At 66.6% G+C, this 25,416-nt stretch carries 27 protein-coding genes; 10 read left to right on the plus strand and 17 right to left on the minus strand.

The window, feature by feature from the left end:
* Window positions 1–34 precede the first annotated feature (34 nt).
* Both AC1KAR_RS03720 and AC1KAR_RS03725 read left to right on the plus strand, forming a co-directional pair.
* Entirely contained in the window at window positions 35–496 is a 462-nt protein-coding gene (locus AC1KAR_RS03720) for an SRPBCC family protein (RefSeq protein ID WP_480314606.1), read from the plus strand.
* A gap of 3 nt (window positions 497–499) precedes the next feature.
* Window positions 500–1,153 (plus strand): SOS response-associated peptidase, encoded by a 654-nt coding sequence (locus AC1KAR_RS03725; RefSeq protein WP_480314607.1) that lies wholly within the window; start codon window positions 500–502, stop codon window positions 1,151–1,153.
* Window positions 1,154–1,204: 51 nt separating this feature from the next.
* On the opposite strand, the gene AC1KAR_RS03730 is transcribed toward AC1KAR_RS03725, so the two are convergent.
* Window positions 1,205–1,705 carry a hypothetical protein gene (locus AC1KAR_RS03730; protein WP_480314608.1) on the minus strand — a complete coding sequence of 167 codons (501 nt, stop codon included), beginning with the start codon at window positions 1,703–1,705 and terminating at the stop codon, window positions 1,205–1,207.
* An 11-nt stretch (window positions 1,706–1,716) separates the two neighbouring features.
* Here AC1KAR_RS03730 and AC1KAR_RS03735 point away from each other — a divergent pair, with 11 nt between their 5' ends.
* Window positions 1,717–3,066, plus strand: a complete 1,350-nt coding sequence (locus tag AC1KAR_RS03735) for a hypothetical protein (RefSeq protein WP_480314609.1) — start codon at window positions 1,717–1,719, stop codon at window positions 3,064–3,066.
* Window positions 3,067–3,082: 16 nt separating this feature from the next.
* Here the strand turns inward: AC1KAR_RS03735 and fliR are convergent, their stop codons facing one another.
* The 14 genes from fliR to fliF all read right to left on the minus strand — a co-directional run bounded on the left by fliR (window position 3,083) and on the right by fliF (window position 14,608).
* Window positions 3,083–3,844, minus strand: a complete 762-nt coding sequence (gene fliR / locus AC1KAR_RS03740; RefSeq protein ID WP_480314610.1) for a flagellar biosynthetic protein FliR — start codon at window positions 3,842–3,844, stop codon at window positions 3,083–3,085.
* 34 nt (window positions 3,845–3,878) lie between these two features.
* The gene (gene fliQ, locus AC1KAR_RS03745; RefSeq protein ID WP_480314611.1) at window positions 3,879–4,148 is read right to left on the minus strand and encodes a flagellar biosynthesis protein FliQ; all 270 of its coding nucleotides are present in this window, start codon (window positions 4,146–4,148) and stop codon (window positions 3,879–3,881) included.
* Between the two features lie 194 nt (window positions 4,149–4,342).
* Window positions 4,343–5,131, minus strand: a complete 789-nt coding sequence (fliP, locus tag AC1KAR_RS03750; protein WP_480314612.1) for a flagellar type III secretion system pore protein FliP — start codon at window positions 5,129–5,131, stop codon at window positions 4,343–4,345.
* Window positions 5,121–5,477 carry a FliO/MopB family protein gene (locus AC1KAR_RS03755; protein WP_480314613.1) on the minus strand — a complete coding sequence of 119 codons (357 nt, stop codon included), beginning with the start codon at window positions 5,475–5,477 and terminating at the stop codon, window positions 5,121–5,123. Before AC1KAR_RS03755 ends, fliP begins: the two co-directional genes overlap by 11 nt.
* 4 nt (window positions 5,478–5,481) lie before the next feature.
* Entirely contained in the window at window positions 5,482–5,928 is a 447-nt protein-coding gene (gene fliN / locus AC1KAR_RS03760) for a flagellar motor switch protein FliN (RefSeq protein ID WP_480314614.1), read from the minus strand.
* Window positions 5,918–6,922 carry a flagellar motor switch protein FliM gene (gene fliM, locus AC1KAR_RS03765; RefSeq protein WP_480314615.1) on the minus strand — a complete coding sequence of 335 codons (1,005 nt, stop codon included), beginning with the start codon at window positions 6,920–6,922 and terminating at the stop codon, window positions 5,918–5,920. Before fliM ends, fliN begins: the two co-directional genes overlap by 11 nt.
* A 137-nt stretch (window positions 6,923–7,059) precedes the next feature.
* Window positions 7,060–7,638 carry a flagellar basal body-associated FliL family protein gene (locus tag AC1KAR_RS03770; protein WP_480314616.1) on the minus strand — a complete coding sequence of 193 codons (579 nt, stop codon included), beginning with the start codon at window positions 7,636–7,638 and terminating at the stop codon, window positions 7,060–7,062.
* A 173-nt stretch (window positions 7,639–7,811) separates the two neighbouring features.
* The gene (locus AC1KAR_RS03775) at window positions 7,812–8,993 is read right to left on the minus strand and encodes a flagellar hook-length control protein FliK (protein WP_480314617.1); all 1,182 of its coding nucleotides are present in this window, start codon (window positions 8,991–8,993) and stop codon (window positions 7,812–7,814) included.
* 23 nt (window positions 8,994–9,016) lie between these two features.
* Window positions 9,017–9,490, minus strand: a complete 474-nt coding sequence (fliJ, locus tag AC1KAR_RS03780; RefSeq protein WP_480314618.1) for a flagellar export protein FliJ — start codon at window positions 9,488–9,490, stop codon at window positions 9,017–9,019.
* Window positions 9,487–9,681 carry a hypothetical protein gene (locus tag AC1KAR_RS03785; RefSeq protein WP_480314619.1) on the minus strand — a complete coding sequence of 65 codons (195 nt, stop codon included), beginning with the start codon at window positions 9,679–9,681 and terminating at the stop codon, window positions 9,487–9,489. Before AC1KAR_RS03785 ends, fliJ begins: the two co-directional genes overlap by 4 nt.
* A gap of 19 nt (window positions 9,682–9,700) precedes the next feature.
* Window positions 9,701–11,140, minus strand: coding sequence for a flagellar protein export ATPase FliI (fliI, locus tag AC1KAR_RS03790; RefSeq protein ID WP_480314620.1), 1,440 nt, complete (start codon window positions 11,138–11,140; stop codon window positions 9,701–9,703).
* Entirely contained in the window at window positions 11,137–11,922 is a 786-nt protein-coding gene (locus AC1KAR_RS03795) for a FliH/SctL family protein (protein ID WP_480314621.1), read from the minus strand. Before AC1KAR_RS03795 ends, fliI begins: the two co-directional genes overlap by 4 nt.
* Window positions 11,909–12,904, minus strand: a complete 996-nt coding sequence (gene fliG / locus AC1KAR_RS03800) for a flagellar motor switch protein FliG (RefSeq protein WP_480314622.1) — start codon at window positions 12,902–12,904, stop codon at window positions 11,909–11,911. The genes AC1KAR_RS03795 and fliG overlap by 14 nt, the downstream gene beginning before the upstream one ends.
* 12 nt (window positions 12,905–12,916) lie before the next feature.
* Window positions 12,917–14,608, minus strand: coding sequence for a flagellar basal-body MS-ring/collar protein FliF (fliF, locus tag AC1KAR_RS03805; protein WP_480314623.1), 1,692 nt, complete (start codon window positions 14,606–14,608; stop codon window positions 12,917–12,919).
* 157 nt (window positions 14,609–14,765) lie between these two features.
* On the opposite strand from fliF, the gene fliE reads away from it, so the two are divergent.
* On the plus strand, window positions 14,766–15,095 hold the full coding sequence (fliE, locus tag AC1KAR_RS03810; RefSeq protein ID WP_480314624.1) for a flagellar hook-basal body complex protein FliE: 330 nt from the start codon (window positions 14,766–14,768) through the stop codon (window positions 15,093–15,095).
* 72 nt (window positions 15,096–15,167) lie between these two features.
* Here fliE and AC1KAR_RS03815 read toward each other — a convergent pair whose 3' ends face one another.
* Entirely contained in the window at window positions 15,168–15,809 is a 642-nt protein-coding gene (locus tag AC1KAR_RS03815) for a response regulator (RefSeq protein ID WP_480314625.1), read from the minus strand.
* Window positions 15,810–15,879: 70 nt separating this feature from the next.
* Window positions 15,880–17,046, minus strand: coding sequence for a hybrid sensor histidine kinase/response regulator (locus AC1KAR_RS03820; protein ID WP_480314626.1), 1,167 nt, complete (start codon window positions 17,044–17,046; stop codon window positions 15,880–15,882).
* 226 nt (window positions 17,047–17,272) lie between these two features.
* On the opposite strand from AC1KAR_RS03820, the gene AC1KAR_RS03825 reads away from it, so the two are divergent.
* From AC1KAR_RS03825 to AC1KAR_RS03850, 6 genes are all read left to right on the plus strand, one after another.
* Window positions 17,273–17,737 carry a hypothetical protein gene (locus AC1KAR_RS03825; protein ID WP_480317747.1) on the plus strand — a complete coding sequence of 155 codons (465 nt, stop codon included), beginning with the start codon at window positions 17,273–17,275 and terminating at the stop codon, window positions 17,735–17,737.
* Window positions 17,738–17,798: 61 nt separating this feature from the next.
* On the plus strand, window positions 17,799–18,161 hold the full coding sequence (locus AC1KAR_RS03830; RefSeq protein WP_480314627.1) for a response regulator: 363 nt from the start codon (window positions 17,799–17,801) through the stop codon (window positions 18,159–18,161).
* 57 nt (window positions 18,162–18,218) lie between these two features.
* Window positions 18,219–20,357 carry a chemotaxis protein CheW gene (locus AC1KAR_RS03835; protein ID WP_480314628.1) on the plus strand — a complete coding sequence of 713 codons (2,139 nt, stop codon included), beginning with the start codon at window positions 18,219–18,221 and terminating at the stop codon, window positions 20,355–20,357.
* Between the two features lie 42 nt (window positions 20,358–20,399).
* Complete coding sequence (locus AC1KAR_RS03840; RefSeq protein ID WP_480314629.1) at window positions 20,400–21,968, plus strand: methyl-accepting chemotaxis protein; 1,569 nt, start codon at window positions 20,400–20,402, stop codon at window positions 21,966–21,968.
* A gap of 27 nt (window positions 21,969–21,995) precedes the next feature.
* Complete coding sequence (locus AC1KAR_RS03845; protein ID WP_480314630.1) at window positions 21,996–23,546, plus strand: methyl-accepting chemotaxis protein; 1,551 nt, start codon at window positions 21,996–21,998, stop codon at window positions 23,544–23,546.
* 46 nt (window positions 23,547–23,592) lie between these two features.
* Entirely contained in the window at window positions 23,593–25,404 is a 1,812-nt protein-coding gene (locus AC1KAR_RS03850; RefSeq protein ID WP_480314632.1) for a methyl-accepting chemotaxis protein, read from the plus strand.
* The last annotated feature ends 12 nt before the right edge of the window (window positions 25,405–25,416 follow it).

Raw genomic sequence — 25,416 nt, forward strand, 5'->3', positions numbered from 1 at the left:
ACATGCGAGTCGGTGACACCGGGAGCACATCTACGTGGCGCAAATCCTCACGAGCATCGAGATCAACGCATCGGCCGAGACCGTCTGGCGGCACCTGACCGACTTTGCGGCCTACCCCTCGTGGAACACCTTCATCCGCAGCATCTCGGGGCCGCTCGAACGCGGGGCGGAGCTGCGCGTGACCGTGCAGCCCAGCGGCGGCAAGCCGATGTCATTCAAGCCCCGCGTGCTGATCTGCAATCCGGGCGTGGAGTTGCGCTGGCGCGGCAAGTTCTTTCTGCCGGGCGTGTTCGATGGCGAGCACTTCTTCCAGATCAGTGAGTCGAAGACAGGCAAGCTGCTCTTCACTCACGGCGAGAGGTTCAGCGGCCTGCTGGTGCCGATGGTCTTCCAGGGCAGGATGAAGCAGACCACCGAGGCGGGCTTCGAGGCCATGAACCGCGCATTGAAGCTGCGCGCACAGGGCAGCGACACCGCCCCTGCCCCCGCGGCCTGAACCATGTGTTCCAACTACCAGCCCGTGACCCGCATGGACAGGCTGCTGTCGTTCTTCGGGATCGAGCGCGCGCCGGGCCAGCCCACGCCGCCCGAGATCTGGCCGCTGGGCCTCGCGCCTTTCATCCGTCTGCATGAAGACGGCTCGGGCAACAAGGTGATCGACGACGGGGTGTTCGGCCTGCTGCCGCACTTCGCCAAGGAGCTGGCGTACGGGCGCAAGACCTACAACGCTCGCAGCGAGACCGTCGACAAGCTGCCGAGTTTCAAGGCCGCCTGGGCACGCGGGCAGCGCTGCATCATCCCCGCCGAAGCCATCTTCGAGCAGTGCTACGAGACCGGAAAGGCCGTGCGCTGGTGCGTGCAGCAGCCGGGGCAGATCCCGATGGGCCTCGCCGGCATTTACCAGACCTGGCGCGCACCCGATGGCGCACAGCTCTTCAGCTTTGCCATGCTGACCGTCAACGCCGACGGCCACCCGGTGTACCAGCGGCTCCACGCCCCGGGCGAAGAAAAGCGGATGGTGGTCATCCTCGACCCCAACGATTACGACGCGTGGCTTCGCTGCACGCCGGCAGAGGCCAAGCAGTTCTTCAGGCGCTGGATGGGGCCGCTGGACGCGTCACCTGCGCCGCTCCCGCCTCGGCGCCCGCGCTGAAGAGGCCCTGCGAGATCAATGCGTGTCGCGCCGCCGACCCGCGCCGGGTGATTAGCGGATTGCGCTCCACGCCGCCCCGACGACACCGGCGGCCAGCGCCATCCACAGCCAGCCCACCAGGCGAAGCGGGCCCACCATCGCGTACATCAGCGAGTCAACCGCGTGCAGCGAGACGGCCTCGATGCCGAACAGGCTCATGACGGCGGCGCCCGCCACTGCGGCGTAGCGCACTGGCCGGCCTGCCCCGCGCAAGCTGCGAAGCCACCAGACTGCGCGCGCCATCAAGAGTGCCCACAAGAGCAGAAGGCCGGCCTGAACAGTCGACCGCCCCGCGTACAGATCCATCGCCTGCAACGACTGCCCCGCGATGTCGTGCACCTTGTGGCGGATGCCCACGATCGTTTCGACCCCGCAGAGCGCGAACAGCACGGACAGCACCCACCAGGGCGATTCGCGCGTGGCCACAGCAGCCCGCGCACAGGCCCCGCACGCGATGCCGAACGCAAAAAGACCCGCGAGTTGGGTGGGGTTGATGTCATGGAGTTCATTCATGATCTGGCGCGATGAATACGGAACTGACCTACTTGCTGTTTGCGGGAGTCGCCCTCGGCGTCTTCCGATTGTTGCCGCCCGCCGTGGCCGTGCTGACCGTCGTTCTGGGGGGATGGATCGTTCTGCCGGTGGGTATCTACCCGGCGGGCTCGTCGGCGGTCGACTTCCCGTACTGGATCACCGGCCTGGCGGTGCCATCGGACATGCAAATCGCCAAGTCGTGGGTCGCGCCTTCGGCCGCCCTGCTCGGCGCCTTGCTGTTCGATCGCGGCGCCTTGCTGCGCCTGCGGCCCGTCTGGCCCGATGCGCCAGTGCTGCTGTGGTGCCTGTGGCCCTTGCTTCAATCGGCCCTGGTGCCGGCTGCCCAGCCGGCGGGCTGGGTGTCAAGCGCCTACCTGGCTGCCAGTTGGGGTGCCACCTATCTGCTCGGGCGCATGTATTTCGGCACGGTGCAGGGCCAGTGGCTGCTGATCAAGGGCCTGGTCTGGGCCGGCGTGGCCTGCCTGCCGTTCAGCCTGATCGAGGGCGTTCTGGGGCCCGTCACTTACGGCTGGGTGTATGAGCTTCACCCGTTCCGCACCGACGGCGCATCGCGCTACCTGGGCTTTCGACCGATCGGCTTCTTCGAGCACGGCAACCAGTTCGGTCTGTGGATCTCGCTGTGCGCGCTCGCCGCGGTGTGGCTGGCCTGCACGGTCACACAGGGGCGCGCCGCGGCGGTCTACCGTGCACTCGCCGTGCTGACGGTCGCCATGGCCGTGATGGCGCAGTCGGTGGGCGGGATCATCATCTTGGGCCTTGGCGCTGCCCTGCTGTTGGCCAGCCGCTGGGTCAGGCCGCGCTACATGCTCGCCGGGGCCTCCGCGGCGCTGGTACTCACGGGCGCCGTGTACGTGTCGGGCGTGGTCCCCGTCACCCGCCTCGCCAAGGAAACCTACATCGGCCAACAAGCAGTCAGCGCCTTCAAGAAGATCGGGCGGGGTTCGTTCACATGGCGCATCGCCCTCGACCAACGCCTGATGGGCGAGGCGACGAAAAAGCCGTTGACGGGCTCTGCCGATTGGGCCTGGTGGCGTGCCAAGGAGATGCGCCCCTGGGGCCTCACCGTGCTCGTGGTCGGCCAGTTCGGCCTGCTGGGCCTGGCAGCCTGCCTCGGTACGCTGCTGTGCCCGGCGTTCGCTGCCGCGTGGCGTGCGCCGAAGGGCGACCCGTGGCATGAAGCCGGCCTGCCCTATCTGCTGGCGCTCATCCTGGGTCTGACCGTGACCGACGCCCTGATGAACTCGTTCATCTTCTTCCCCGCGCTGCTGGTGGCCGGCGGCATGGCTGCGAGCGGGCGACTGACTGCGCGAGCGAGATAGCGCGCGACCCAGGCCGCTACTGGAACCGCGCCAGCATCTGCTCCAGCGCCATCGTGAAGGGCCCCTGCATCATCGGCAGGGTGAGCAGCACGCCGATCAGGCCCACGCTGAGGGTGATCGGGAAGCCGATCGCAAAGATGTTCATCTGCTGCGACACGCGCGAGATCACGCCGAGCACCATGTTGACGAAGAGCAGCATGGTGACCATCGGCAGCGCGATCCACAGGCCGAGCTTGAAGACTTCGGCGCCCCAGGTCTGGGGTTGCAAGGCGCGTAGCAGCGAGAACGGCTCCGGGCCGACCGGGAAGGCCTCGAAGCTTTGCACCAATGCCAGCACGATCAGCAAGTGGCCGTTGATGATGATGAAAAGCCACGACACCGTGATGCCGAAGAAACGGCCGAGCGCGGTGCCTTGCCCGCCGGTGGATGGATCGAAGAATCCGGCGTAGTTGAGGCCCATCTGCAGGCCGACCAATTCACCGGCGAACTCGATCGCCGCGAACACGATGCGCGCCGCAAAGCCGAGCGTGGCGCCGATGATGACCTGCTGGATGACCACCAGCACCGCCACCGGCGAATCGAGCGCGATCACCGGCATCTCGGGCAATGAGGCCTGTGCGCACACCGTGATGAGGAATGCCAGCCCCACGCGCACGCGCAAGGGGATCTCGCGGCGCGAGAGCACCGGCACCGTCATGAACAACGCGAGCACACGCAGGAACGGCCACAGCAGTGGCGCGATCCAAGCGGTGACCTGGGCTTCGCTGAAGGTCAGCATCGCGCTGCGCTCGAAAGGCCGGGCCGGCGGGAGCTCAGCCCACTGCCCCGGGGATGGAGGTCAGCGTGCGCTGCAGGTACTCGACGAGCGTCGTCAACATCCAGGGGCCGGCCACGGCCAGCACCGCCACGGCCGCGATCATCTTGGGCACGAAGGACAAGGTGGCCTCGTGGATCTGCGTGGCCGCCTGGAAGATGCTGACGATCAGCCCGACACCGAGCACCACGAGCAGCACGGGTGCGGCCACCATCAACAAGAGGTAGAGGCCTTGCTGGCCAAAGGTGAGGACTTGTTGCGAATCCATGTTTCGATCTTTCCAGTTGCACCAGCTTCTCGACGAACCTCAGTCCGCGCATCCATACCGCTCGCCTGACCACGTGGTTCGCGCATCTCATACCGCTCAGCCTGAGGTATCGAAGGCCCGCTCGGCGCCCGCATGGCGCGGGGCTTCGATACCTCAGCCTGAGCGGGTGATATGTGTTCGTGACCCCGTCAGAGCTAAGTCGCAAAGCTCGCCGCCAGCGACCCCAGCAGCAGGTTCCACCCATCGGCCAGCACGAAGAGCATCAGCTTGAACGGCAGCGCCACCAGCACCGGGCTGAGCATCATCATCCCCAGGCTCATCAGCACACTGGCGACGATCATGTCGATCACCAGGAAGGGAATGAAGATCAGGAAACCGATCTGGAACGCGCTCTTCAACTCGCTCGTCACGAAGGCCGGCACCAGCACCTTGAAGGGCACGTCGGCGGCCTTCACGCTCGGGTCGACTTTGGCGAGCTTGGCAAAGAGCGCCACGTCGGACTGGCGCGTCTGCTTGAGCATGAACTCGCGCATGGGCACCTCGCCGCGCTTCAAGGCTTCGTCGAAGGCGATCTTGTTCTCGCTGTAGGGCTGGTAGGCCTGCGCGTAGACCTTGTCGAGCGTCGGGCTCATCACGAAAAAGGTGAGGAAAAGGCTCAAGCCCACGATCACCTGGTTCGGCGGCGCCGACTGCGTGCCCAGGGCCTGGCGCAAGAGGCTCAGCACGATCACGATGCGGGTGAAGCCGGTCATCAGCAGCAGCACCGCCGGCAGGAAGCTCAGGGCGGTGAAGAACAGCAGCGTCTGGATCGGCACCGAGTAGCTTGTGCCGCCGGCCGACTGGCTCACCACCAGCGGCAGGCTCGCGCCGCCACCGGCCTGCTGGGCTAAAGCCACGCAAGGAAGTGCCGACAACAACGACAAGCCGGCGATGCGCGCCACGCGGCTAGCGCGGCACAAAAAGAAGTTGCGGTCAGAGTTCACCGCGGGTCCCTTGGTTGTCACGGCGCAGCTTCGACAGCAGTTGCGCAAACGGCGGCACGGGCGCACCGGCCACGGGCGAGGCGTCGGCCTGCGGCGCCATGGTGTGCAAGGTGGTGATGCTTTGCGGGGTCACGCCCAGCACCAGCCATTGGCGATCGGCGCCCTGCCCCACCTCGATGGTGACGATGCGCTGGCTAGGCGACAGCGGCAGCATCGCCACGCTGCGCATCACACCCTGTGCAGCCCCGCCGCCCATCGGCGTGCGCTTGAGCAGCCAGAGTGCCAGCGGGATCAACGCGATGATCGCGATGAACCACAGCACAGACGTGATCCCTGTAGAAACCATGGGATCAGGCGCTCTTGCTCAGGCGGCGCATGCGCTCGCTCGGGGTCACGATGTCGGTGAGGCGGATGCCGAACTTGTCGTTCACGACCACCACCTCGCCTTGGGCGATCAGGTAGCCGTTGACCAGCACGTCCATCGGCTCGCCGGCCAGCGCGTCGAGCTCGACCACCGAGCCTTGCGCGAGCTGCAGGATGTGCTTGATCGGGATGCGCGTGCGACCCAGTTCCACGGTGAGTTGCACCGGGATGTCCAGGATCATGTTGATGTCGTTGCCCGCACCCGCCGCCGCCGTGGCGTTGAAGTTGGTGAAGGCCACCGGCGCGGCGCTCTCGGCGGCGCTCTGCACCTCGGATGCCACTTCGGGTTTGGACTCGGCCAGCGCCGCGGCCCACTCCGCGGCCATTGCGTCCTCAGCAGACGACGCGCCTGCGCTTGCTTCTTCAGCCGACATTGTTCTCTCCTAGCCAACCCATGTTCGAGCTGGACAACATTTGATCGATCTTCAAGGCGTACTTGCCGTTGGAGGTTCCGTAGTGGCAATCGAAGATGGGCACGCCCACCACCTTGCCCTGGATGCTGGCGTCGAGATCGAGCTCGATGAAGTCGCCGGCCTTGAACGCGAGCAACTGCTCCACTGTGGCCGGCGCGCGCGCCAGTTCGGCCACGATCTCGACCTCAGCAGACTGGATCTGCTGCTTCATCAGCGTGACCCAGCGGCGATCTGGCTCGTTGCTGTCGCCCTGGATGGTCGAATACAGCACGTCGCGGATCGGCTCCAGCGTGGCGTACGGAATGCAGAAATGGATCGTGCCGCTGGTCTCGCCAATCTCGAGCGTGAAGCTCGTGGTGACGACGATCTCGCTCGGCGTGGCGATGTTCGCGAACTGTGGCTGCATCTCGGAGCGCTGGTACTCGAGCTCCAGCGGGTAGATGCCCTGCCAGGCCTTCTTGTACTCGGCCGTCACGACCTCGACCAGCCGCGTGATGATGCGTTGCTCGGTGGGCGAGAAATCACGCCCTTCAATGCGGGTGTGAAACTTGCCGGCGCCGCCGAACAGCGCGTCGATCACCGCGAACACCAGCGTCGGGTCGCACACGATCAGGCCCGAGCCGCGCAAGGGGCGCACCGACACGATGTTGAAGTTGGTCGGCACCACGATCTCGCGCAGGAAGGCGCTGTACTTCTGCACCTTGATGCCACCGATCGAGATCTCGGGGCTGCGGCGGATGAAGTTGAACAGCCCGATGCGGATGTTCCGAGCGAATCGCTCGTTGATGATCTCCATCGTGGGCATGCGCCCACGCACGATGCGCTCCTGGCTCGCGATGTCGTAGTCGCGGATGCCGCCAGTCGGCACTTCTTCCTGGTCGAGCTTCTGGCTCTCGCCGGTGATGCCTTGCAGCAGCGCATCAACTTCGTCTTGCGAAAGGATTTGCTGATTCATGCCAAGGCCTTCACATCACTACCCGCGACAACGCCGAAGGCGTTGAACGCGGACATCGGGCCACACCCGAGGGACGGGTTTCCCGGCCTAATGGGTGGCGCCCCTTGGGGGCAGGAGCGAAGCGACTGGGGGGCCATTTACTGGACGATGAAGTTGGAGAAGTGCACGTGCTTGACCGGGTTCGGTGGTGCAGCCCGGCGGCGCTTGCGCGGCTTCACCTCGTCCTGCACTTCGTCGTCCACCTCGATACCCAGCGGCAGAACCGCCTCGCGCATGATTTCGCGGGCCAGGTCGAGCTTTCCTTCGCGCGACAGCAGCTGCGCCGACGTCTTGTGCGCCAGCACCATCAGGATGCCGTTGCGGATGGCCGGCATGTAGGCCTTCATCTCTTCGGCGAACTGCGCGTCTTCGACCTCCAGCGTCACGCCGACCTGCGCAAAGCGGTCGGCTTCCTTGTCGGCCAGGTTGACGACGAAAGGTTCGAGCGGCACGAACACCGGTGGTGTCTTGGGGTGGTCGCGGCGCTTCTCGACCGCCGCCACGGGCGCATCGCCCTCTTCGTCATCTGCGGCGGCCGCGGCAGCGGCCCGTTGCTTCATCACGACCACAGCCGCTGCGCCCCCAGCCAGGACGATGGCGAGAACGATCCCGATGATGATGATCAGCTTCTTGTTGCCACCCTTGGGGGCGACATCGGCGACGGCTGCAGTGGACATGAATGTTCCTTGAATGGCAGGGCGACGAGAGCCCTGCGTGCAAGGAAATTATGAAAACTGGCCCCGATTCCGATGGCTCGATAAGCGGGTGGAAAGCCTGCCTTCAACGCAGCCGGCGGCGGGGTGCCAGGCCGACCAGCGAGCCACGCGCCGACCCAGGCGGCCTGATGGCGTCAGGCGTAGAGGTCCACCCCACCGGCCGACACACGGGCCTGCGTGCGGCGCGGTGTGACTTCCGTCTCAGCCGTGGCGCTTGCGCGACCCTGCGAGCCATCGTTGCCGCCCGAATTGCCACCTTCGTCACGCCCACGGGCCTGGCTGTGCACGCCACCGCCCGAGAGCGTGAAGCCGGCATCGCGCAGTGCCGCGGCGAGCTCAGGCAGGCCGCTTTCGATGATCTGCCGCGTGGAGGCCGAATCTGCACCGAAGTTGACCTGCGCCTGCGTGCCATCGAGCGCGATCTGAACCGAGATCGGCCCCATGTCAGCCGGATTGAGATGCAACTCGGCCTGCTGGATGCCATCGCGTGCCAGCACGCTCACCTGCACACCGAGTGCCTGCGAGAAGTCGGGCGCGGTGGCGGGCGTGGGCACCGTCACGGCCACCGGGGCGGCCATGGCTTCGCTGCGCGGCGTGTGGCCGGTGCCAGGCGCGGCCGCCGGGATGCCGTTCACGCCGGGCGCCTCTGGCTTGCCGTGAGCCACTTCTGTGGCGCCGGCGTGCTCCAGGGCGGCTTGCCAGTCGCTGCGTGCGGATTCAGCCGCCGCTGCGGCGGGGGTGTCTTCGCCAGCTTGCCCGCGTGCCTCGCGGGCGGCTTGGGCTGCATCGGCTGCCGGGTCGTTCGATGCGGCGCTGCGTGCGTCCAGGCGCTGGAGCGAGCCGCCGGCTGCGTCGGCCTGGTCGCCTTCGCCCTGCGCGGCGCCCAGCTTGCCTTTGCCCGCCGCGCGCTCAGTGGACACGGGCTGTGCCGGCAGGTTGAGTGCGGCCATCCATTCGGCAATGGCGGGGTCGATGGGCTCCTGCTTGTCTTGCGGCGCAGACTCTTCGGTGTCGGCAGTTGCCTCGGCGTTGGCTGGCTTGGCTTCTGGCTGCGCCGGCTTGGCCTTCTCAGGTCTGGCGGGTCGATCGTCGGGCGTCTCGGTCTTGGCCTGTGGGCGCTGGACCTTTGGCGCCGCCACTTCGGAGTCTGGCTGCGTGGGCGTACCGGCGCCATGCTGTGGGCCGGTGGCGTGCGCCATGGCTTGCCGCTGGCTGAGCATGCGCGCGAAGCCTTGGCCGCCCTGCGGCGCGGGAGCCGGCGCGGGCGCGGCTTGTGGGGTGACGGGCGGCGCGAACGAAAGAATGGCAGCGGTCATGGCAAGTTTTTGCTGTGGATCGATCAGGCGGCCGAAGTCATCGAGCGCGCCTGCAGGTTGTTCCAGGCGGCACGGGCCGCAAACTCGTCGGTCTGCTTCTGGTCGCGGCGATCGGCCGCCACGCGCAGTTCGGTCAGGCGGCGCTCGATCAGCTTGCGCACCGAGGCGACACGCATCTCCTGGTCGAGCAGCGCAACGCGAGCCTTCTCGAGCCGCAGTGCGGCGTGCGCCACCACCTGCTGTTGCTGGTCGATGGCCTGCCCAAGGCGATTGCCGAAACCCTGGTAGCACTGCAGGATTTCGATCGCGCCCTGGCGCGAGAACTGTTGCCGGTAGCGCGCTTCGTACTCGCCGCGGTAGGTCACGAGTTGCTCGGCCTGGCTCTGCGCGGCGAGATGGCCTTGCGCGCATTGCTGCATCGCTGCCAAGGCATCGTCACGCTCGCGTTCGGCTTGGCCGAGAAGTGCCATCAAGGGGTCGAGTGCCGGATTGGTCATGACAGCACCCCGCTCGCCGAGTACGTCGATCGACCCTCCGGGAGGGTCGGGCCTTGCTTGGGGCGGCCCGGCGCGGCGGCCAGGAATGACAGCACCCCGCTCGCCGAGTACGTCGAGCGACCCTCCGAGAGGGTCGGGCCTTGCTTGGGGCGGCCCGGCGCGGCGGCCCGTGCGGTGTTCGTGATCGTCATGTGCGATTCCTCAGGGAAGTCATCGAGAAACGAGCTCGTGCAACTCGCGCAGGCTCTGTGTGAGTGAAGCGGGCTTGTGCATGCCCTGCTGGAGCAGACTGACCATCTGCGGGTGCAGGCGCACGGCGGTGTCGAGTTCGGCGTCGTGGCCGGGCGTGTAGGCGCCGAGCTGGATCAGGTCGCGCGCCTTGTTGTGGCGGGCATAAAGCTGGCGGAAGCGGCGCGCCGCGTCGATGTGCTCACCGTCGCTCACGTTGTTCATCACCCGCGAGATCGAGCGCTCGATGTCGATGGCGGGGTAGTGGCCGGCCTCGGCCAGATCGCGGCTGAGCACGATGTGCCCGTCGAGGATGCCTCGCGCTGCATCGGCGATCGGGTCCTGCTGGTCGTCACCCTCGCTCAGCACCGTATAGAAGGCGGTGATCGAGCCCGCGCCGTGCATGCCGTTGCCGCTGCGCTCCACCAGCTGCGGCAGCTTGGCAAAGCAGCTCGGCGGGTAGCCCTTGGTGGCCGGCGGCTCGCCGATGGCGAGTGCGATCTCGCGCTGCGCCATCGCGTAGCGGGTGAGCGAATCCATCAGCAGCAGCACATGCTGGCCGCGATCGCGGAAGTGCTCGGCGATGGCCGTGGCGTAGTTGGCGCCCTGCATGCGCGTGAGCGGCGGCGCGTCGGCCGGTGCGGCCACAACCACCGAGCGGCGCAAGCCCTCTTCGCCCAGGATGTCCTCGATGAACTCTTTCACTTCACGGCCGCGCTCGCCAATCAGGCCGACCACGATCACGTCGGCCGCGGTGTAGCGGGCCATCATGCCCAGCAGCACCGACTTGCCCACGCCGGTGCCTGCGAACAGGCCGATGCGTTGCCCACGGCCTACCGTGAGCATGGCGTTGATGGCGCGCACGCCCGTGTCGAGCGGCTGGCGGATCGGATCGCGGTCCATCGCGTTGATGGCGCGGCGAATCAGCGGCTCCTTGTGCACGTGGTCGAGCGGGCCCTTGCGGTCGATCGGGTGGCCGTGCGAATCAATCACTCGGCCGAGCAGGCCATCGCCCACCGGCAAGTGCTGCGTGCGGTCTTCGCCGCGGCGCCATGGGTGGTGCGGTGTGCCGAGCTTGAGCGGCACGATGGGCGAGGGGCGCGGCACCACGCGGGCGCCACTGGCCAGGCCCTGCACGTCGCTCGTGGGCATGAGGTAAGCGCGGTCGCCCGAGAAGCCGACCACTTCGGCGAGCACCGGGGGTTGGCCTTCGGCGCCGCGCTCGTCCATGTAGATCTGGCACACCGAGCCCACCGGCACGCGGATGCCCGCCGCTTCGAGCACCAGGCCGGCCACGCGAACCAGGGTGCCTTGCGTTTCGAGTGACACGGGTTCGGCCGAGAAAGATTGCAGGTCGCGCAGGTAGCGGTGCCAGTTGTCGGCACTCGCCAGGGCATGCGCTTCGATGGGCGAAGTGATCATTCGGCAGCCTCGCGGTCGTCGGTGTCGCCGGGTGCGCCGTTCCAGCCTTCGTCGATGCCGATGGACGCCGCCGCCCGGCGCCAGCGCGCCTCCAGGCTCGCGTCGACGGCACCGATGTCGGATTCGACGACGCAGCCACCGCGCGAGACGGCGGTGTCGGCGAGCAGGCGCGCTCCTCGCGCGGCGAGCACGTCAGCCGCCCCCTGTGCCACGAGCGCGTGGTCATCGGGGTGGACGCGCAGCGTGATGTGGCGTGCGCTCAGCAGCAGTGTGTCCACGGCCTCCTGGGCCACCCCAGCCACCAGTTCGGGGCGCAGCACGAGTTCGCTGCGCACCATCTGGCGGGCCAGGTGGGTGGCAGAGACGGCCAGGGCACGCGCCATCTCCTGCTGCAACTGATCGAGCTGCGTGGTGTACGACTGCATGAGAGCGCCGATCTGTGCCGTCATCTGCGTGGCAAAGCTCTGCTTGAAGCCTTCGAGCGCGACCAGGCCGTCACGGTAGCCATCCTGATAGCCCGCGTTGCGCGCCAGACGCACGTGTTCGGCCAGTTGCTCGGCCGGCGACGGCTGCGGTGGCGCGGGTGGGGGCGGCGGCTCGGCGCGTTGCACCGGGGGCACGGGGTTGTCTTCGCCACCCGAGAGCGCACCGGGCTTCCATGCCGCGAAGGAATTGAGCTCCTCGCGCGGGATGAAGCGGCTGTACGGCGCAGCGGCCTTGGGGGCACCGGCACCGGTACCCGGTGGCGGGGGCGCGGGTCGGGTCGGCTTAGAGGAACTCATCGTCCCCACCCGAGGCGAGCATGATCTGGCCTTCGTCGGCCAGGCGTCTCACGATCTTGAGCATTTCCTTCTGTTCGGCCTCGACCTCGGAGACACGCACCGGGCCGCGGCTTTCCAGGTCTTCGCGCAGCGTTTCGGCAGCGCGGCTGGACATGTTGCGGAACACCTTCTCGCGCATCTCGGGCGTGGCGCCCTTGAGTGCGATGACCAGCGATTCGGACTGCACTTCCTTCATCAGCAACTGGATCGCCTTGTCGTCGATCTTCTCCAGATCGTCGAAGGTGAACATGTTGTCCATGATCTTCTGGGCGAGCTCGTTGTCGGCCTCGCGGATGTAGTCGAGCACCGCGGTCTCCACGCTCGCACCCATCAGGTTGATCATCTCGGCGGCGGTCTTCACGCCACCGAGCGAAGCCTTGCGCAGCTTGTCGCCACCGGCCAGCACTTTGCTCATGACCTCGTTCAGGTCCTTCAGCGCCGAAGGCTGGATGCCGTCGAGCGTGGCCACGCGCACCAGCACCTCGTTGCGCTGGCGTTCGGTGAAGCACTTGAGCACACCCGAAGCCTGGTCGAAATCGAGGTGCACCAGGATCGCGGCCACGATCTGCGGGTGCTCGTTGCGCAGCAGTTCTGCGACCGAGCTCGCATCCATCCACTTCAGGCTCTCGATGCCGGAGACGTCGCCGCCCTGAAGGATGCGGTCGATCAGCAGGTTGGCCTTGTCGTCGCCCAGCGCTCTGCGCAGAACGGTCTTCACGTATTCGTCGGTGTCGGTCACGAGCATGCTCTGCTCGGAGGCGACGGTGGCGAACTTCTCCAGCACGGCCTCGACCTTCTCGCGCGGGATGCTCTTCAGCTTGGCGATGGTCTCGCCCAACCCTTGGACTTCCTTCGGGGTGAGGTGCTTGAAGACCTCGGAGGCTTCTTCCTCCCCGAGGGACATCAAGAGAATGGCTGAGTCTTCCAGACCTTGTGCGTCCATGTCTTGTTCTCGTTAGCTCTTCATGGTGTCGCCATGCACCCAGCCGCGCACGATATTGGCCACTGCGGTCGGGTTCTCCTTGGCGAAGGTGCGTGCGCTGCTGAGCTGCGCGCTCACCTTGGGAGACTCGATACGCAGGATCTCTTCTTGCGGCGCAGGCAGCAGTTCGTCATCGGCCACGACGGCGTCGAGCGTGCTGCCGCGCGGGTCGACCGGGGGCGGCGGCTGCAGCGCGGCCTTGAGTGCCGGGCGGATCAGCGTGAACACGATCACCAGCGCGACCAGGGCGAGCGCTGCAGGCATGGCGGCGGCGCGCAGCATCTCCAGGGTTTGCGGCTGCTTCCACAGCGGCGTGTCGTCCTTCGGCGTGGCATCGACCTTGAACGGCGCGTTGATCACCTTCACCGAGTCGCCACGCTCCTGCTTGAAGCCGATGCTTTCCCGCACCAGGGCGTTGAGCTTGTCGAGGTCGTCGTTGCTGAGCGGCACGTTCTTCGTCACGCCCTTGGCGTCGGTCACGCTGCGGTGGTTCACCACCACGGCGGCGTTCAGGCGTCGCACGGTGCCGGTGGCGTTGCGCGTCACCTTGACCGTCTTGTCGACCTCATAGTTGGTGACGGCATTGCGGCTGCTGGTGCTCTGGCCTGCACCACCGTTCTGGGCGGCCTGCAGCGGCTGCGAAGCGCCGGTGAGCGGCGCAGTGGCGGCCTGCGGCGGTTGGTTGGAGGCCGCACCCGGGATGCCCGAGGGGCCTGCGCCATTGCTGCCAGTCTGCTCGCTCGACTGCGTGCTGCGCACGCTGACCTCGGCATTCGGTCCCTGGTTGGGCTTGAACTCTTCCGAGGTCGATTCGGTCTGCGAGAAGTCGATGTCGGCCGTGACCTGGGCGCGCAGGTTGTCGCGCCCGACCACCGGCTCCAGGATGTCGAGGATGCGCTTGTTGTAGCTCGCCTCGATCTGGTTCACGTACTGCAGTTGCTGCGCGTCGAGGCCGGCGCCGCCGTTGCCTTCGGGCGAGCCGGAGATCAGCGTGCCGGTCTGGTCGAGCACGCTCACCGCCTTGGGGTTCATCTCGGGCACGCTGCTGGAGATGAGGTGCACGATGCCCGCCACCTGCGCGCGATCGAGCGTGCGGCCAGGGTAGAGCGTGAGCATCACCGAGGCGCTGGGCTTTTGCTGCTCGCGAAAGAAGCCGTTCTGGTTGGGCAGCGCCAGGTGCACGCGTGCGTTCTGCACGGCCGGCATGGCGGTGATGGAGCGGGTGAGCTCGCCCTCCAGGCCGCGCTGGAAGGTCAGGCGTTCCTGGAATTGCGTCTGGCCGAAACGAGCACCGTCCATCAGCTCGTAGCCCACCACCGAGCCCTTGGGCAGGCCAGCCGATGCGAGCTTGAGCCGCAGATCGTGAACTTGTGCCGCCGGCACGAGGATCGCCCCGCCGCCTTCTGTATAGCGGTAAGGCACATTCATCTGCGAGAGCTGGGCAATGATCGCGCCACCGTCCTTGTCGGACAGGTTGGCGTAGAGCACCTTGTAGTCACCCTGGCTGCTCCACATCGTGAGTGCCACCAGCACCGCCACCAGGGCGGCGGCGCCCACCGCCAGGCCGGCGCGGCTCTTGGCCGGCAGCGCAGCCAGGCGCGCACCGAAACCTGCCGCCGGGTTCGCGAGGGGGGTTGGGTTGGCAATGGCGATCGCGTTGTCCATGTGATTCTTGGATTCGTGTCCACGACGAGCAGGCAGACCTCGCCCGAATGGAAACGATTATTTGGAAACTTGAGGGGCTCAGATGGCCTGAACAGGCGCCCAATCCGCGGCCAGTTCCAGACATCACCGCTTACACAAACCCCTAAAGTTCGATCCCATGGAAGTCACCCTCAAGCCCTTCAACTTCGCCCAGGCCGCCGCCCGCGCCGGCCTCGGGACGAACGGCTTGCCGCTGACCAAGGGCGCCACGCAGGCGGTGGAGGCCGGCGGCTTCCAGCAGCAGTTCACGCAGGCGCTGCGGGCCGTCAGCGACAGCCAGAATCAGGTGACCGAAATGCAGCGGCAGGTGCAGCTGGGCAACCCGACCGTGAGCCTCGAAGAGACGATGGTCGCGATGCAGAAGTCACAGATCGGCTTCCAGGCCACGCTGCAGGTGCGCAACAAGCTGGTTCAGGCGTACTCTGAAATCATGAACATGCAGGTGTGATGCCTGCACGGAGCGGCACGGCCGCTCCGGCATTGGCGGCCACCGATCGCCTCGGCAGCAGCCTCTGGGCTCTTACTCGCCGCCCACGAGCCCGTTGCGGATCGCGTACACAGTCATCTCGGAGTTGTTCGAGAGCCCCAGCTTCTCGAGCACGCGCGCCCTGTAGACCGACACCGTCTTGGGCGACAGCGTCAACTCCTCGGCGATGTCCGACAGCCGCTTGCCCGAGGCAATCATCACCAGCGTCTGCAATTCGCGGTCGGACAGCTTCTCGTGCGCGGCCTCAGCCCCCGGCGTGGTGAGCGACTCCACCAGCATCTGCGCGATCTCGGGCGTGACGTACTTGCGCCCCTGCCCCACCGTGCGCACCGCCTGCACGATGAGCTGCGGGTCACCGCCCTTGTTCACGTAGCCAAACGCGCCGGCACGCAGGGCGCGGATGGCGTACTGGTCTTCGGGGTACATCGAGACCACCAGCACACGCATCGCCGTGCCTTCGTCCTTGAGCACGTGCAGCACGTCGAGGCCGCTGCGCCCGGGCAGGTTGATGTCGAGCACCAACACGTCGGCATCGCCCACGCTGCGCATGAGCGAACGCAGTTCGCCATAGTCGGCAGCCTCGCCGATGACCTGGATGTCGGGCGCGTCTGAGAGGGTGTCCCGGATGCCACGCCGGATGAGCGCGTGGTCGTCGCAGATCAAGACTTTGATCATGTTGGTGAGGCGAGGTGGGTGGCTGATCGATCTTGTGGGATGTCGTTCTGGCGTTCTGGCGTTCTGGTGCTCAGAGCCCCCCCCACACCGTCGGGTCGTACGGTCCGGCCGAAGGGGGTGGTTCATCGTGCTGTGACAAGGCGTCGCCGTCCACCCCTACCTCGGGGCCCAGCGGCACAGAGAGAATCAGCGTGGTGCCACCGGGCCCGCTGCTCAGGTCGACCCAGCCGCCCACCGTGCCGGCGCGCTCGTGCAGGCCGCGAATGCCGAACGAGCGCTCCTTGGCCAGGTCGTCTTGCACCAGGCCGCGGCCGTTGTCGCTGATCTCGAGCGAGAGCACGCCCCCCGCCAGCGACAGGTCGACATGCACCTGCGTGGCGCCCGCGTGCTTGGTGATGTTGGTCAGCGCCTCCTGCGCCGTGCGGTAGGCCACCAGCGGCACGCCGGCGGGCAAGCTGAGGTGATCGTGGCGGGTGCGGAACTCGCACATCACGCCGGTGCGCCGCTCGAAGCGGCTTGCCATCCACTGCAGCGCCGCCACCAGGCCCTGCTCCAGGATGGCGGGGCGCAGGTTGTGCATCACCCGCTGGCTGGCCTCGATGGCATGGTTGACGGTTTCGAGCGCCGAGTTCACCCGCGCCACCACCTCGGGCGTGTCGCAATGGCGGGCGATCCAGGCCAGGTCGAACTTGATGGCGGTGAGCGAGCCGCCCACGTCGTCGTGGATCTCGCGGGCAATGGCCGCGCGTTCGTGCTCCACGCTGGTCTGCAAGTGCTGCGCGAGCTCGTGCACCCGGCGCTTGGATTCACCCAGCTCGCGGTCGGTGCGCTGGCGGTCGCGCATCAGCTCGTAGGTCTCGACGGCGTGCAGCACGGCCGGGCCCAGGCGCATGAGGTTGTTCTTGAGCAGGTAGTCGCTCGCGCCATTGCGCATGGCCTCGACCGCGGTGTCTTCGCCGATCTCGCCCGAGACCAGCACGAAGGGCACCACGTGCGAGCTGGCCTTGAGCAGGTCGAGTGCCACCAGGCCCGAGAAGCCGGGCAGGTTGTAGTCGGAGATGACCACGTCCCAGTGCTGGCCGGGCTCGATCGCCTGCAGGAAATCCATCTCCGAATCGACACGCACCGAATCGGGCTCGACGCCGCTGCGCCGCAGGTGCGCCAGCATGAGCTGGTGGTCCAGCTCCGAATCCTCCAGGTGGAGAACGCGCAGCCGCTTCTTCGACAGGGGTGTCATGCCACCCAGTATGCCAACTGCGGCCCGGCGCGCCAGCCCGTGCGGGCTTCGCGCTTGGCGGGGCGCGACGCGGCCTCATTTGGCGGTCGCACGAATTGGCGGCAGGAAAGGGGCGTGATTCCCCTAATGAATCTGAAGCCGCTGCCGAAAATGACTTTCAGATGAATCCGTCATGTGCAGCAGACCCGCCGCACGCGACACCCCGGAACGTGGAGATCCGACGCTGATGGACAACGCGAACGAAGCTCAGCTGGCCCCGTCAGCCAGTAGCGGCATGCCCCTGCTGGCGGCCGCCGACCTGCAAGACCACCTGATGACCGCGAGCAACGATCTCGACCGGCTGCAGACCCTGCTGTCCGACGCCTGCGACACGCTGATGCAACGCTTTCATGGTGCGACAGAGCACGTGCGTGCACTGCGTGCCGGATCTCACACCACCGACGACAGCGAGGCGACCTACGCCGACCTGATGCACAACCTGGGCGGTGCCGTCACGGCGCTGCAGTTCCAGGACATGGCCTCGCAACTGATCAACCACACGCACAAGCGCCTGCGCAGCTGCGTGGACCGCCTGGCCCGCGAAACCTTTGCCGACGACGAGGACGGCATGGCCGCAGCGGAAGAAGTGCCCCTGCGCCCCAACCCCGTGACCCAGGCCGAGATGGATGTCGGATCCATCGAGCTGTTCTGAACGACACCCCTTCCCCGACATCCACCCCCTTCGAACTCAACGAGAAATCCCGGAGAAAGCCATGCATTCCATCCTCGCGGTCGACGATTCCGCCTCCATGCGCCAGATGGTGTCCTTCACGCTCAAGAGCGCGGGCTACAACGTCGTGGAGGCCGTGGACGGCCAGGACGCGTACGAGAAGTCCAACGGTCGCGATTTCGACCTGGTTCTCACCGACCAGAACATGCCGCGCATGGATGGCATCAGCCTGACCAAGAAGCTGCGCGACAACCCCAAGTTCAAGAGCACGCCGATCCTGATCCTGACCACCGAGTCCAGCGACCAGATGAAGCAGGCCGGCCGCGCCGCGGGCGCCACCGGCTGGCTGGTCAAGCCCTTCGATCCGGCCAAGCTGATCGAAGTGATCAAGAAGGTCGTGAAGTAAGCGTCACTGCTCCTTCCTCTCATCCAGACAACAGAAATCCAGCAGGAGCACGACGCCATGGGCGAGATGACTTCCGAGGGCTCGAACCTGAGCGCCGGCATCGACCTGAGCCAGTTCTATCAGGTCTTCTTCGAAGAGGCGGGCGAGAACCTCGACCGCATGGAGCAGTTGCTGCTCGACTTCGACGTGGACGCGGCCGACGACGAGGAGATGAACGCCATCTTCCGCTGCGCGCACTCGATCAAGGGCGGCGCCGCCACCTTCGGCTTCAAGGACGTGGCCGAACTCACGCACCAGATGGAGACGCTGCTCGACAAGCTGCGCCGCCACGAACTGGCCCCCACCTCGGCCATGGTCGATGTGCTGCTGCAATCCGGCGACGCACTGCGCGCCCAGCTCGCACGCCACCAGACCGGCGGCGCGGGCGATGAGCCCGATACCACCGAGCTGCTGTTCAACATCCGCGCCATGGTGGCCGGCGAGACGCCCGTTGTGGCGGCTGCGGCGGCCCCGGCGCCAGCACCGAAGGCGCCCGAACCTGCGGCTGCAGCATCCGCCACGCCGGCTCCTGCAGCCGGGCCGGCCGCCCGCGCCATCGAACTGCGCGTCGGGCCGATGGACAAGCCCGAGCAGGCCGACAACGTGGTCGACCTCTTCAAGGAAATCACCGACCTCGGCACGATCGAACCGCTCGACAACGGCATGCACGCCGATGGCGTGCGCCGCTTCAAGGTCGTCACCACCAGCACCGACAGCGACCTGCTGGACCTGCTGACCTTCCATGTGGCGCGCGAACAGGTGACCATCCTGCCGCTCGGCCCCGGCTTCGGCTTCCACAGCGGCGCGCCCGGTGCACCCGAGCCCGAACAGGCCGAGGTGGGCTACGGCTTCTTCGACGACGCTCCGGGCTCGCCCACGCAGGCCACCCCGACTGCAGCCGATGCCGCCAGCGCCGCACCAGCAGCCGAATCCACCGCCGCCAAGCCGCCTGCCAAGACAACTGCGCGCACCGACAAGCCCGCCGCCGCGGTCGAGACATCGACCCTTCGCGTGTCGGTCGAGAAGGTCGACCAGCTCATCAACCTGGTGGGCGAACTCGTCATCACCCAGGCCATGCTGGCCCAGAACACACAGGGCATGGATCCGGCCCTGTACCAGCAGCTCGCTGCCGGCCTGGCCGACCTGGACCGCAACACGCGTGACTTGCAAGAGTCGGTGATGTCGATCCGCATGATTCCGATGTCGGTGGTGTTCAGCCGCTTCCCGCGCATGCTGCGCGACCTGGCCGCCAAGCTCGGCAAGAAGGTCGACTTCGTGACGCAAGGTGAAGCCACCGAGCTCGACAAGGGCCTGGTCGAGAAGATCACCGACCCGCTGACCCACCTGGTTCGCAACTCCTGCGACCATGGCATCGAGCTGCCGGCAGATCGCCTGTCCAAGGGCAAGCCCGAAACCGGCACCATCACGCTCGCCGCATCGCACCAGGGCGGCTCCATCGTCATCGAGGTGCGCGACGACGGCCGCGGCCTCTCGCGCGAGAAGCTGCTCAAGAAGGCACGCGAGCGCGGCATCCCCTGCTCCGACTCGATGAGCGACCAGGACGTGTGGAGCCTGATCTTCGCGCCCGGCTTCTCCACCGCCGACGTGGTGACCGATGTGTCCGGCCGCGGTGTGGGCATGGACGTGGTCAAGAAGAACATCACCGCACTCGGCGGCTCGGTCGAGATCGACTCGGCCGAGGGCTACGGCATGAGCGTCAAGGTGCGCCTGCCGCTCACGCTGGCCATCATGGACGGCATGTCGATCGGCGTGGGCGAAGAGGTCTACATCCTCCCGCTCTCTTCAGTGGTCGAGTCGTTCCAGGTGCAGGCCGACATGATCAAGACCATCGGCGGCAGCGGCCGCGTGGTCGAGGTGCGCGACGAGTACATGCCGGTGCTCGAGATCGAGCACGTGTTCAACGTGCCGAGGTTCGACTTCGAGCATGTGAGCGGGATCATGGTCGTCGTCGAAGCCGAGGGCGGACGTGTCGCATTGCTGGTGGACGAACTGCTCGGCCAGCAGCAGGTGGTGGTGAAGAACCTCGAAGCCAACTACCGCAAGGTCAACGACGTGTCGGGCGCCACCATCATGGGCGACGGGCGCGTGGCCTTGATCCTCGACGTGGGCAGTCTCGTGCGCCGCACCCGCCACTGACACGCTGCCGTTCGAAACAACGCTTGGACAGGGACACTTCGAATGAACGCCATTGATCGCCTGATGCGCCAGCACACCATCCGCCTGCGGATGGTCAGTGCGATCGCCATGGTGGTGGTGCTCCTTGTCGGCCTGGGCAGCATCGGCCTGTACGGCATGAAGCGCACGCAGGTCGACGCACAGCAGATGGCCGAACACAGCGTGACGCTGAACGGCCACCTCAGCCAGTTGTCGGCGCAGATCGGCCAGCTTCGCCGCCACGAGAAGGACCTGATCATCAACTATGAGAAGCCCGAAGCGATCGCCAAGGTGAAGCTTCGCTGGCAAGAGTCTCTCAAGGGCGCGAACGACGAACTCGCGGCCATGACATCGGGTACGGTCAAGTTCGACGGCGAGGCGCTGGGCAAGGTGCAAGAGCGCATCAAGGCCTATGAGGCCGCCTTCCTGCCGGTGCTGCGCCAGATCGAGGCCTCGTCGTACGACACGGCCACCGCCATCAACCGCGTGACCGGCCCTGCCGTCAAGGAGATCGAGGCCGCAGAGGCAGGCATCGCCGCCATGCGCCAGGCCAACGCCGACCAGGCGCTTGCCATGCAAGCCGACATGGACAAGGTGGCCAACCGCGTGGTCTACGGGTTCTGCGCTGCGCTCGCCGCCGCCCTGGTGCTCGTGGTGCCGCTCACCATCGCGAACTTCGGTTCCATCCTGCGCCCCATCGGCCGCGCCAACGAACTCGCCCGCGCCATTGCAGGCGGCGACCTCACGCGCCACGTCGAAGAGACGGGCCGCGACGAGACCGCCGACTTGATGCGCTCACTCTCGGCCATGCAGGCACAACTGCGCAACCTGGTGGGCCAGGTGCGAGGCGCCACCGACAACATCTCGGTGGTCTCTTCGGAGATCGCCCATGGCAACCAGGACCTGAGTGCGCGCACCGAACAGACGGCGAGCAACCTGCAGCAAACCGCAAGCTCGATGGAGCAACTCACCGGCACGGTCAAGCAAAGCGCCGACTCGGCCCGCCAGGCCAATCAACTCGCCGCCTCGGCCGCCGAAGTTGCCCAGCGTGGCGGCAGCGTGGTCTCGCAGGTCGTGACCACCATGGACGAGATCAACGCGAGCTCCAAGAAGATCAACGACATCATCGGCGTGATCGATGGCATCGCCTTCCAGACCAACATCCTCGCGTTGAACGCGGCAGTTGAAGCGGCCCGCGCCGGTGAACAGGGACGTGGCTTCGCGGTGGTGGCAAGCGAGGTGCGCAGCCTGGCCGGCCGCTCGGCCGAAGCCGCCAAGGAGATCAAGGCCCTGATCGGCGCGAGCGTCGACAAGGTCGAGACGGGCTCGCGCCTGGTGGCCGAAGCCGGCACCACCATGGGCGAGATCGTGGGGTCGGTGCAGCGCGTGAGCGACATCATCGGCGAGATCACCGCAGCTGCCAGCGAGCAGAGCGAGGGCATCGGCCAGGTCAACAGCGCCGTCAGCCACCTTGACCAGATGACACAACAGAACGCCGCACTCGTCGAAGAGTCCGCAGCTGCCGCCGAAAGCCTCAAGCAGCAGGCCGTGAGCCTGACGCGGGTGATCGGCACCTTCCGTCTCAACGCTTGAGACGTTCATTCATTCAATCGATTCAACATGAAGACCCTCAACAATCTCAAGATCGGCACGCGCTTGAGCGTGGGCTTCGGTGCCGTGCTGGCCCTGCTACTCCTCTTGATGGCCGTGGCCTACTCGCAGATGGCGGCAACCACGCGCGCCATCGACAAAGCCGAATCGATTCAGCAAATTGCCAACCGGGTCGACGACTGGAAGGGCAAGACGCAGCTCAACCTGACGCGTACCGTGGCCATCGCCAAGTCGGCCGGCCAGCCCGACATCGAGGCCTACTTCACGCCGCTGATGAAGGCGACCTCGAAAGAGATCAGCACGCTGCAAAAGACGATCGACGACGATGTGGCGAGCGAAGAAGGCCGTGCACTGATGGCCAAAGTCGCGAAGCAACGCGACGTCTACATCGGGCTGCGCGGACAGCTCTACGAACACCTGAAGAACGCCGACCCACTGGCCGCCGACAGCCTTCTCAAGGAGAAGGTGCTGCCCGCGTCCGACACCTACCTGGGCGCGATGACTGCCATGCAGGAGTACCAGCGCAAGCAGGCCGACGACGGCAACGCCGCGCTGCGCAAGAGCCTGGCCACGGCCAAGATCATCCTGGTGGCGCTGGCGCTCATCAGCCTGGCCGTAGGTGCCGCCATGGCCTATGCGATCACCCGCTCGGTCACCGCGCCGATCGGTGAGGCCGTGCAAGCCGCCCGTGTGGTGGCAGGCAACGACCTGTCGCAACGCATCGAATCCAACCGCCGTGACGAGCTCGGCGACCTGCTGCGCGCGCTGTCCGACATGCAAGGCTCGCTGCAGCGCGTGGTGGGCCAGGTGCGCACCGCCACCGACAGCATCTCGGTTGCATCCGCCGAGATCGCCACCGGCAACTCCGACCTGTCGGCCCGCACGGAGCAGACCGCGAGCAACCTGCAGCAGACGGCTGCCTCGATGGAAGAACTGACCGCCACCGTGCGCCAGAGCGCCGATTCGGCGACCCAGGCCAACCGCCTCGCGGCGTCGGCCGCCGAGGTCGCGCAGCGCGGCGGCTCAGTGGTTTCGCAAGTGGTGAGCACCATGGACGAGATCACTGCCAGCTCCAAGAAGATCAACGACATCATTGGCGTGATCGACGGCATCGCTTTCCAGACCAACATCCTCGCGCTGAACGCCGCGGTGGAAGCCGCCCGCGCCGGGGAACAGGGCCGCGGCTTCGCGGTGGTGGCCTCCGAGGTTCGCAGCCTGGCCGGCCGCTCGGCCGAAGCCGCCAAGGAGATCAAGAGCCTGATCGGCGCGAGCGTCGACAAGGTCGAGACCGGCTCACGCCTGGTGGCCGATGCCGGCGCCACGATGAACGAGATCGTGAGCAGCGTGCAGCGCGTGACCGACATCATTGGCGAGATCACCACCGCCGCCAGCGAACAGAGCGATGGCATCGGCCAAGTGAACGTGGCCGTGACCAACCTCGACCAGATGACGCAGCAGAACGCCGCACTGGTGGAGCAATCCGCCGCCGCCGCCGAATCGCTGAAAGACCAGGCCACGCGCCTGACCCAGGTCGTCTCCACCTTCCGCCTGCACGCCTGAGCGTCGCACGTACCCAGCTGACCCATTTCCACCCGGAGTTCATTCCATGCTTGGCCGACTCACCATTCGCACCCGCCTCTTCGCCGGGTTCGGCACTGTCTTGCTGTTGTCCTTCCTGCTCGCATCGCTCGGCGCGTTCGGCCTGGTGATGGTGCAAAAGGCCTTCCAGGGCATCACGATGAAGATCCAGCCAGCCAACGCCGTGGCGGTGGGCGGCAAGTTCAGCCTCCTCGACGCGCGCACGGCCGGCGTGACCATGGTGGCCCGCATGGGTGACGAGGCCGCGATGAAGCAGGCCAAGGCCGCATGGGACGCATCGCAGGCCGAGCTCGACACCGCCATGGAGAAGTACGGCGTGCTGGTCGCCGGCGATCCCGAGTCGAAGGGCAAGCTGGACCAGTTTCGCGGGCACGTGCTGGCCTACCGCCAGGCATTCACGCCCGTCGCCGACAAGCTGCTGAACGGCGGTTACGCCAACCCCCGCGAAGCAAACGCTGCCCTCCAGGCCGCCGATGCGTCGTATGCCGAGGCAGGCAAGCTGCTCGCCAACGTGCAGAACGCCGTCGGCGAGGTGAGCGCCAAGGTCTTCGGCATGGCCGGCAACATCATGCGCAACGTGCTGATCGCGCTGGTGGTGGGCATCGTCGTGTGCACGGCCATCGGCATGCTGATCGCGTGGTCGATCAACCGCTCGATCCTGAAGCCGGTCGCACAGGCGCAGACACTCGCCAGCCGCATCGCTGACGGCGATCTCACGCACCAGATCAAGGTGCATGGCAACGACGAAGTCGCTCAGATGACGCTTGCGCTGCAACGCATGCAGCAGTCACTGGTCAGCATCGTGGGCCAGGTGCGCGAGTCGTCGGAGAACATCCAGGTCGCCAGCACCGAGGTGGCCGTCGGCAACCAGGATCTGTCGGCCCGCACGGAGCAAACCGCGAGCAACCTGCAGCAGACCGCCTCGTCGATGGAGCAGCTCACCGGCACGGTCAAGCAAAGCGCCGACTCGGCCCGCCAGGCCAATCAACTCGCCGCCTCGGCCGCCGAAGTGGCCCAGCGTGGCGGCAACGTGGTCTCGCAGGTGGTGAGCACCATGGACGAGATCAACGCAAGCTCCAAGAAGATCAACGACATCATTGGCGTGATCGATGGCATCGCCTTCCAGACCAACATCCTTGCGCTGAACGCCGCGGTGGAAGCGGCCCGCGCTGGTGAACAGGGCCGCGGCTTCGCGGTGGTGGCCAACGAGGTGCGCAGCCTGGCCGGCCGCTCGGCCGAAGCCGCCAAGGAGATCAAGAGCCTGATCGGCGCGAGCGTCGACAAGGTCGAGACCGGGTCGCGCCTGGTCGCCGATGCCGGCGCCACGATGAACGAGATCGTGGGCAGCGTGCAGCGCGTGACCGACATCATTGGCGAGATCACCGCCGCCGCCTCCGAACAAAGCGACGGTATCGGCCAGGTGAACCTGGCCGTGACCAACCTCGACCAGATGACGCAGCAGAACGCGGCGCTGGTGGAAGAGTCGGCCGCCGCCGCTGAAAGCCTCAAGCAACAAGCCGTGACGCTCGCAAAGGCCGTCGGCATCTTCCGCCTGGACGCGGATCAGGCCACCCGGCCTGCCCCAGCCCCTGTGCCGGCCCCGCAGCCCGCGGCCAAGACCGCACCTCTCAACCCGCCGATCGCCCGCAAGGCCATGGCCACACCGGCCGCCAGGCCTGCAGCCAAACCTGCCGCTTTCTCGGCACCTCAGGCCGACGCAGTCAAGCCTGCTGCGTCGCCCGCCCCCATGTCGACACCAGCACCGATGAAGGCCCCGGCCGCCACCGCCGCGAGCAACGACGACTGGGAAACCTTCTGATCACGAGGCGAG

The organism is Piscinibacter sp. PDB1-1 (assembly GCF_056675995.1).

Bases quoted from the DNA above. Each gene is read 5' to 3' on its own strand.
- AC1KAR_RS03725 (WP_480314607.1), top strand. From the start codon at position 500: ATGTGTTCCAACTACCAGCCCGTGACCCGCATGGACAGGCTGCTGTCG.
- AC1KAR_RS03730 (WP_480314608.1), bottom strand. From the start codon at position 1,705: ATGAATGAACTCCATGACATCAACCCCACCCAACTCGCGGGTCTTTTT.
- AC1KAR_RS03735 (WP_480314609.1), top strand. From the start codon at position 1,717: ATGAATACGGAACTGACCTACTTGCTGTTTGCGGGAGTCGCCCTCGGC.
- fliR (WP_480314610.1), bottom strand. From the start codon at position 3,844: ATGCTGACCTTCAGCGAAGCCCAGGTCACCGCTTGGATCGCGCCACTG.
- fliQ (WP_480314611.1), bottom strand. From the start codon at position 4,148: ATGGATTCGCAACAAGTCCTCACCTTTGGCCAGCAAGGCCTCTACCTC.
- AC1KAR_RS03755 (WP_480314613.1), bottom strand. From the start codon at position 5,477: ATGGTTTCTACAGGGATCACGTCTGTGCTGTGGTTCATCGCGATCATC.
- fliN (WP_480314614.1), bottom strand. From the start codon at position 5,928: ATGTCGGCTGAAGAAGCAAGCGCAGGCGCGTCGTCTGCTGAGGACGCA.
- fliM (WP_480314615.1), bottom strand. From the start codon at position 6,922: ATGAATCAGCAAATCCTTTCGCAAGACGAAGTTGATGCGCTGCTGCAA.
- AC1KAR_RS03770 (WP_480314616.1), bottom strand. From the start codon at position 7,638: ATGTCCACTGCAGCCGTCGCCGATGTCGCCCCCAAGGGTGGCAACAAG.
- AC1KAR_RS03775 (WP_480314617.1), bottom strand. From the start codon at position 8,993: ATGACCGCTGCCATTCTTTCGTTCGCGCCGCCCGTCACCCCACAAGCC.
- fliJ (WP_480314618.1), bottom strand. From the start codon at position 9,490: ATGACCAATCCGGCACTCGACCCCTTGATGGCACTTCTCGGCCAAGCC.
- AC1KAR_RS03785 (WP_480314619.1), bottom strand. From the start codon at position 9,681: ATGACGATCACGAACACCGCACGGGCCGCCGCGCCGGGCCGCCCCAAG.
- fliI (WP_480314620.1), bottom strand. From the start codon at position 11,140: ATGATCACTTCGCCCATCGAAGCGCATGCCCTGGCGAGTGCCGACAAC.
- AC1KAR_RS03795 (WP_480314621.1), bottom strand. From the start codon at position 11,922: ATGAGTTCCTCTAAGCCGACCCGACCCGCGCCCCCGCCACCGGGTACC.
- fliG (WP_480314622.1), bottom strand. From the start codon at position 12,904: ATGGACGCACAAGGTCTGGAAGACTCAGCCATTCTCTTGATGTCCCTC.
- fliF (WP_480314623.1), bottom strand. From the start codon at position 14,608: ATGGACAACGCGATCGCCATTGCCAACCCAACCCCCCTCGCGAACCCG.
- fliE (WP_480314624.1), top strand. From the start codon at position 14,766: ATGGAAGTCACCCTCAAGCCCTTCAACTTCGCCCAGGCCGCCGCCCGC.
- AC1KAR_RS03815 (WP_480314625.1), bottom strand. From the start codon at position 15,809: ATGATCAAAGTCTTGATCTGCGACGACCACGCGCTCATCCGGCGTGGC.
- AC1KAR_RS03820 (WP_480314626.1), bottom strand. From the start codon at position 17,046: ATGACACCCCTGTCGAAGAAGCGGCTGCGCGTTCTCCACCTGGAGGAT.
- AC1KAR_RS03825 (WP_480317747.1), top strand. From the start codon at position 17,273: ATGGACAACGCGAACGAAGCTCAGCTGGCCCCGTCAGCCAGTAGCGGC.
- AC1KAR_RS03830 (WP_480314627.1), top strand. From the start codon at position 17,799: ATGCATTCCATCCTCGCGGTCGACGATTCCGCCTCCATGCGCCAGATG.
- AC1KAR_RS03835 (WP_480314628.1), top strand. From the start codon at position 18,219: ATGGGCGAGATGACTTCCGAGGGCTCGAACCTGAGCGCCGGCATCGAC.
- AC1KAR_RS03840 (WP_480314629.1), top strand. From the start codon at position 20,400: ATGAACGCCATTGATCGCCTGATGCGCCAGCACACCATCCGCCTGCGG.
- AC1KAR_RS03845 (WP_480314630.1), top strand. From the start codon at position 21,996: ATGAAGACCCTCAACAATCTCAAGATCGGCACGCGCTTGAGCGTGGGC.
- AC1KAR_RS03850 (WP_480314632.1), top strand. From the start codon at position 23,593: ATGCTTGGCCGACTCACCATTCGCACCCGCCTCTTCGCCGGGTTCGGC.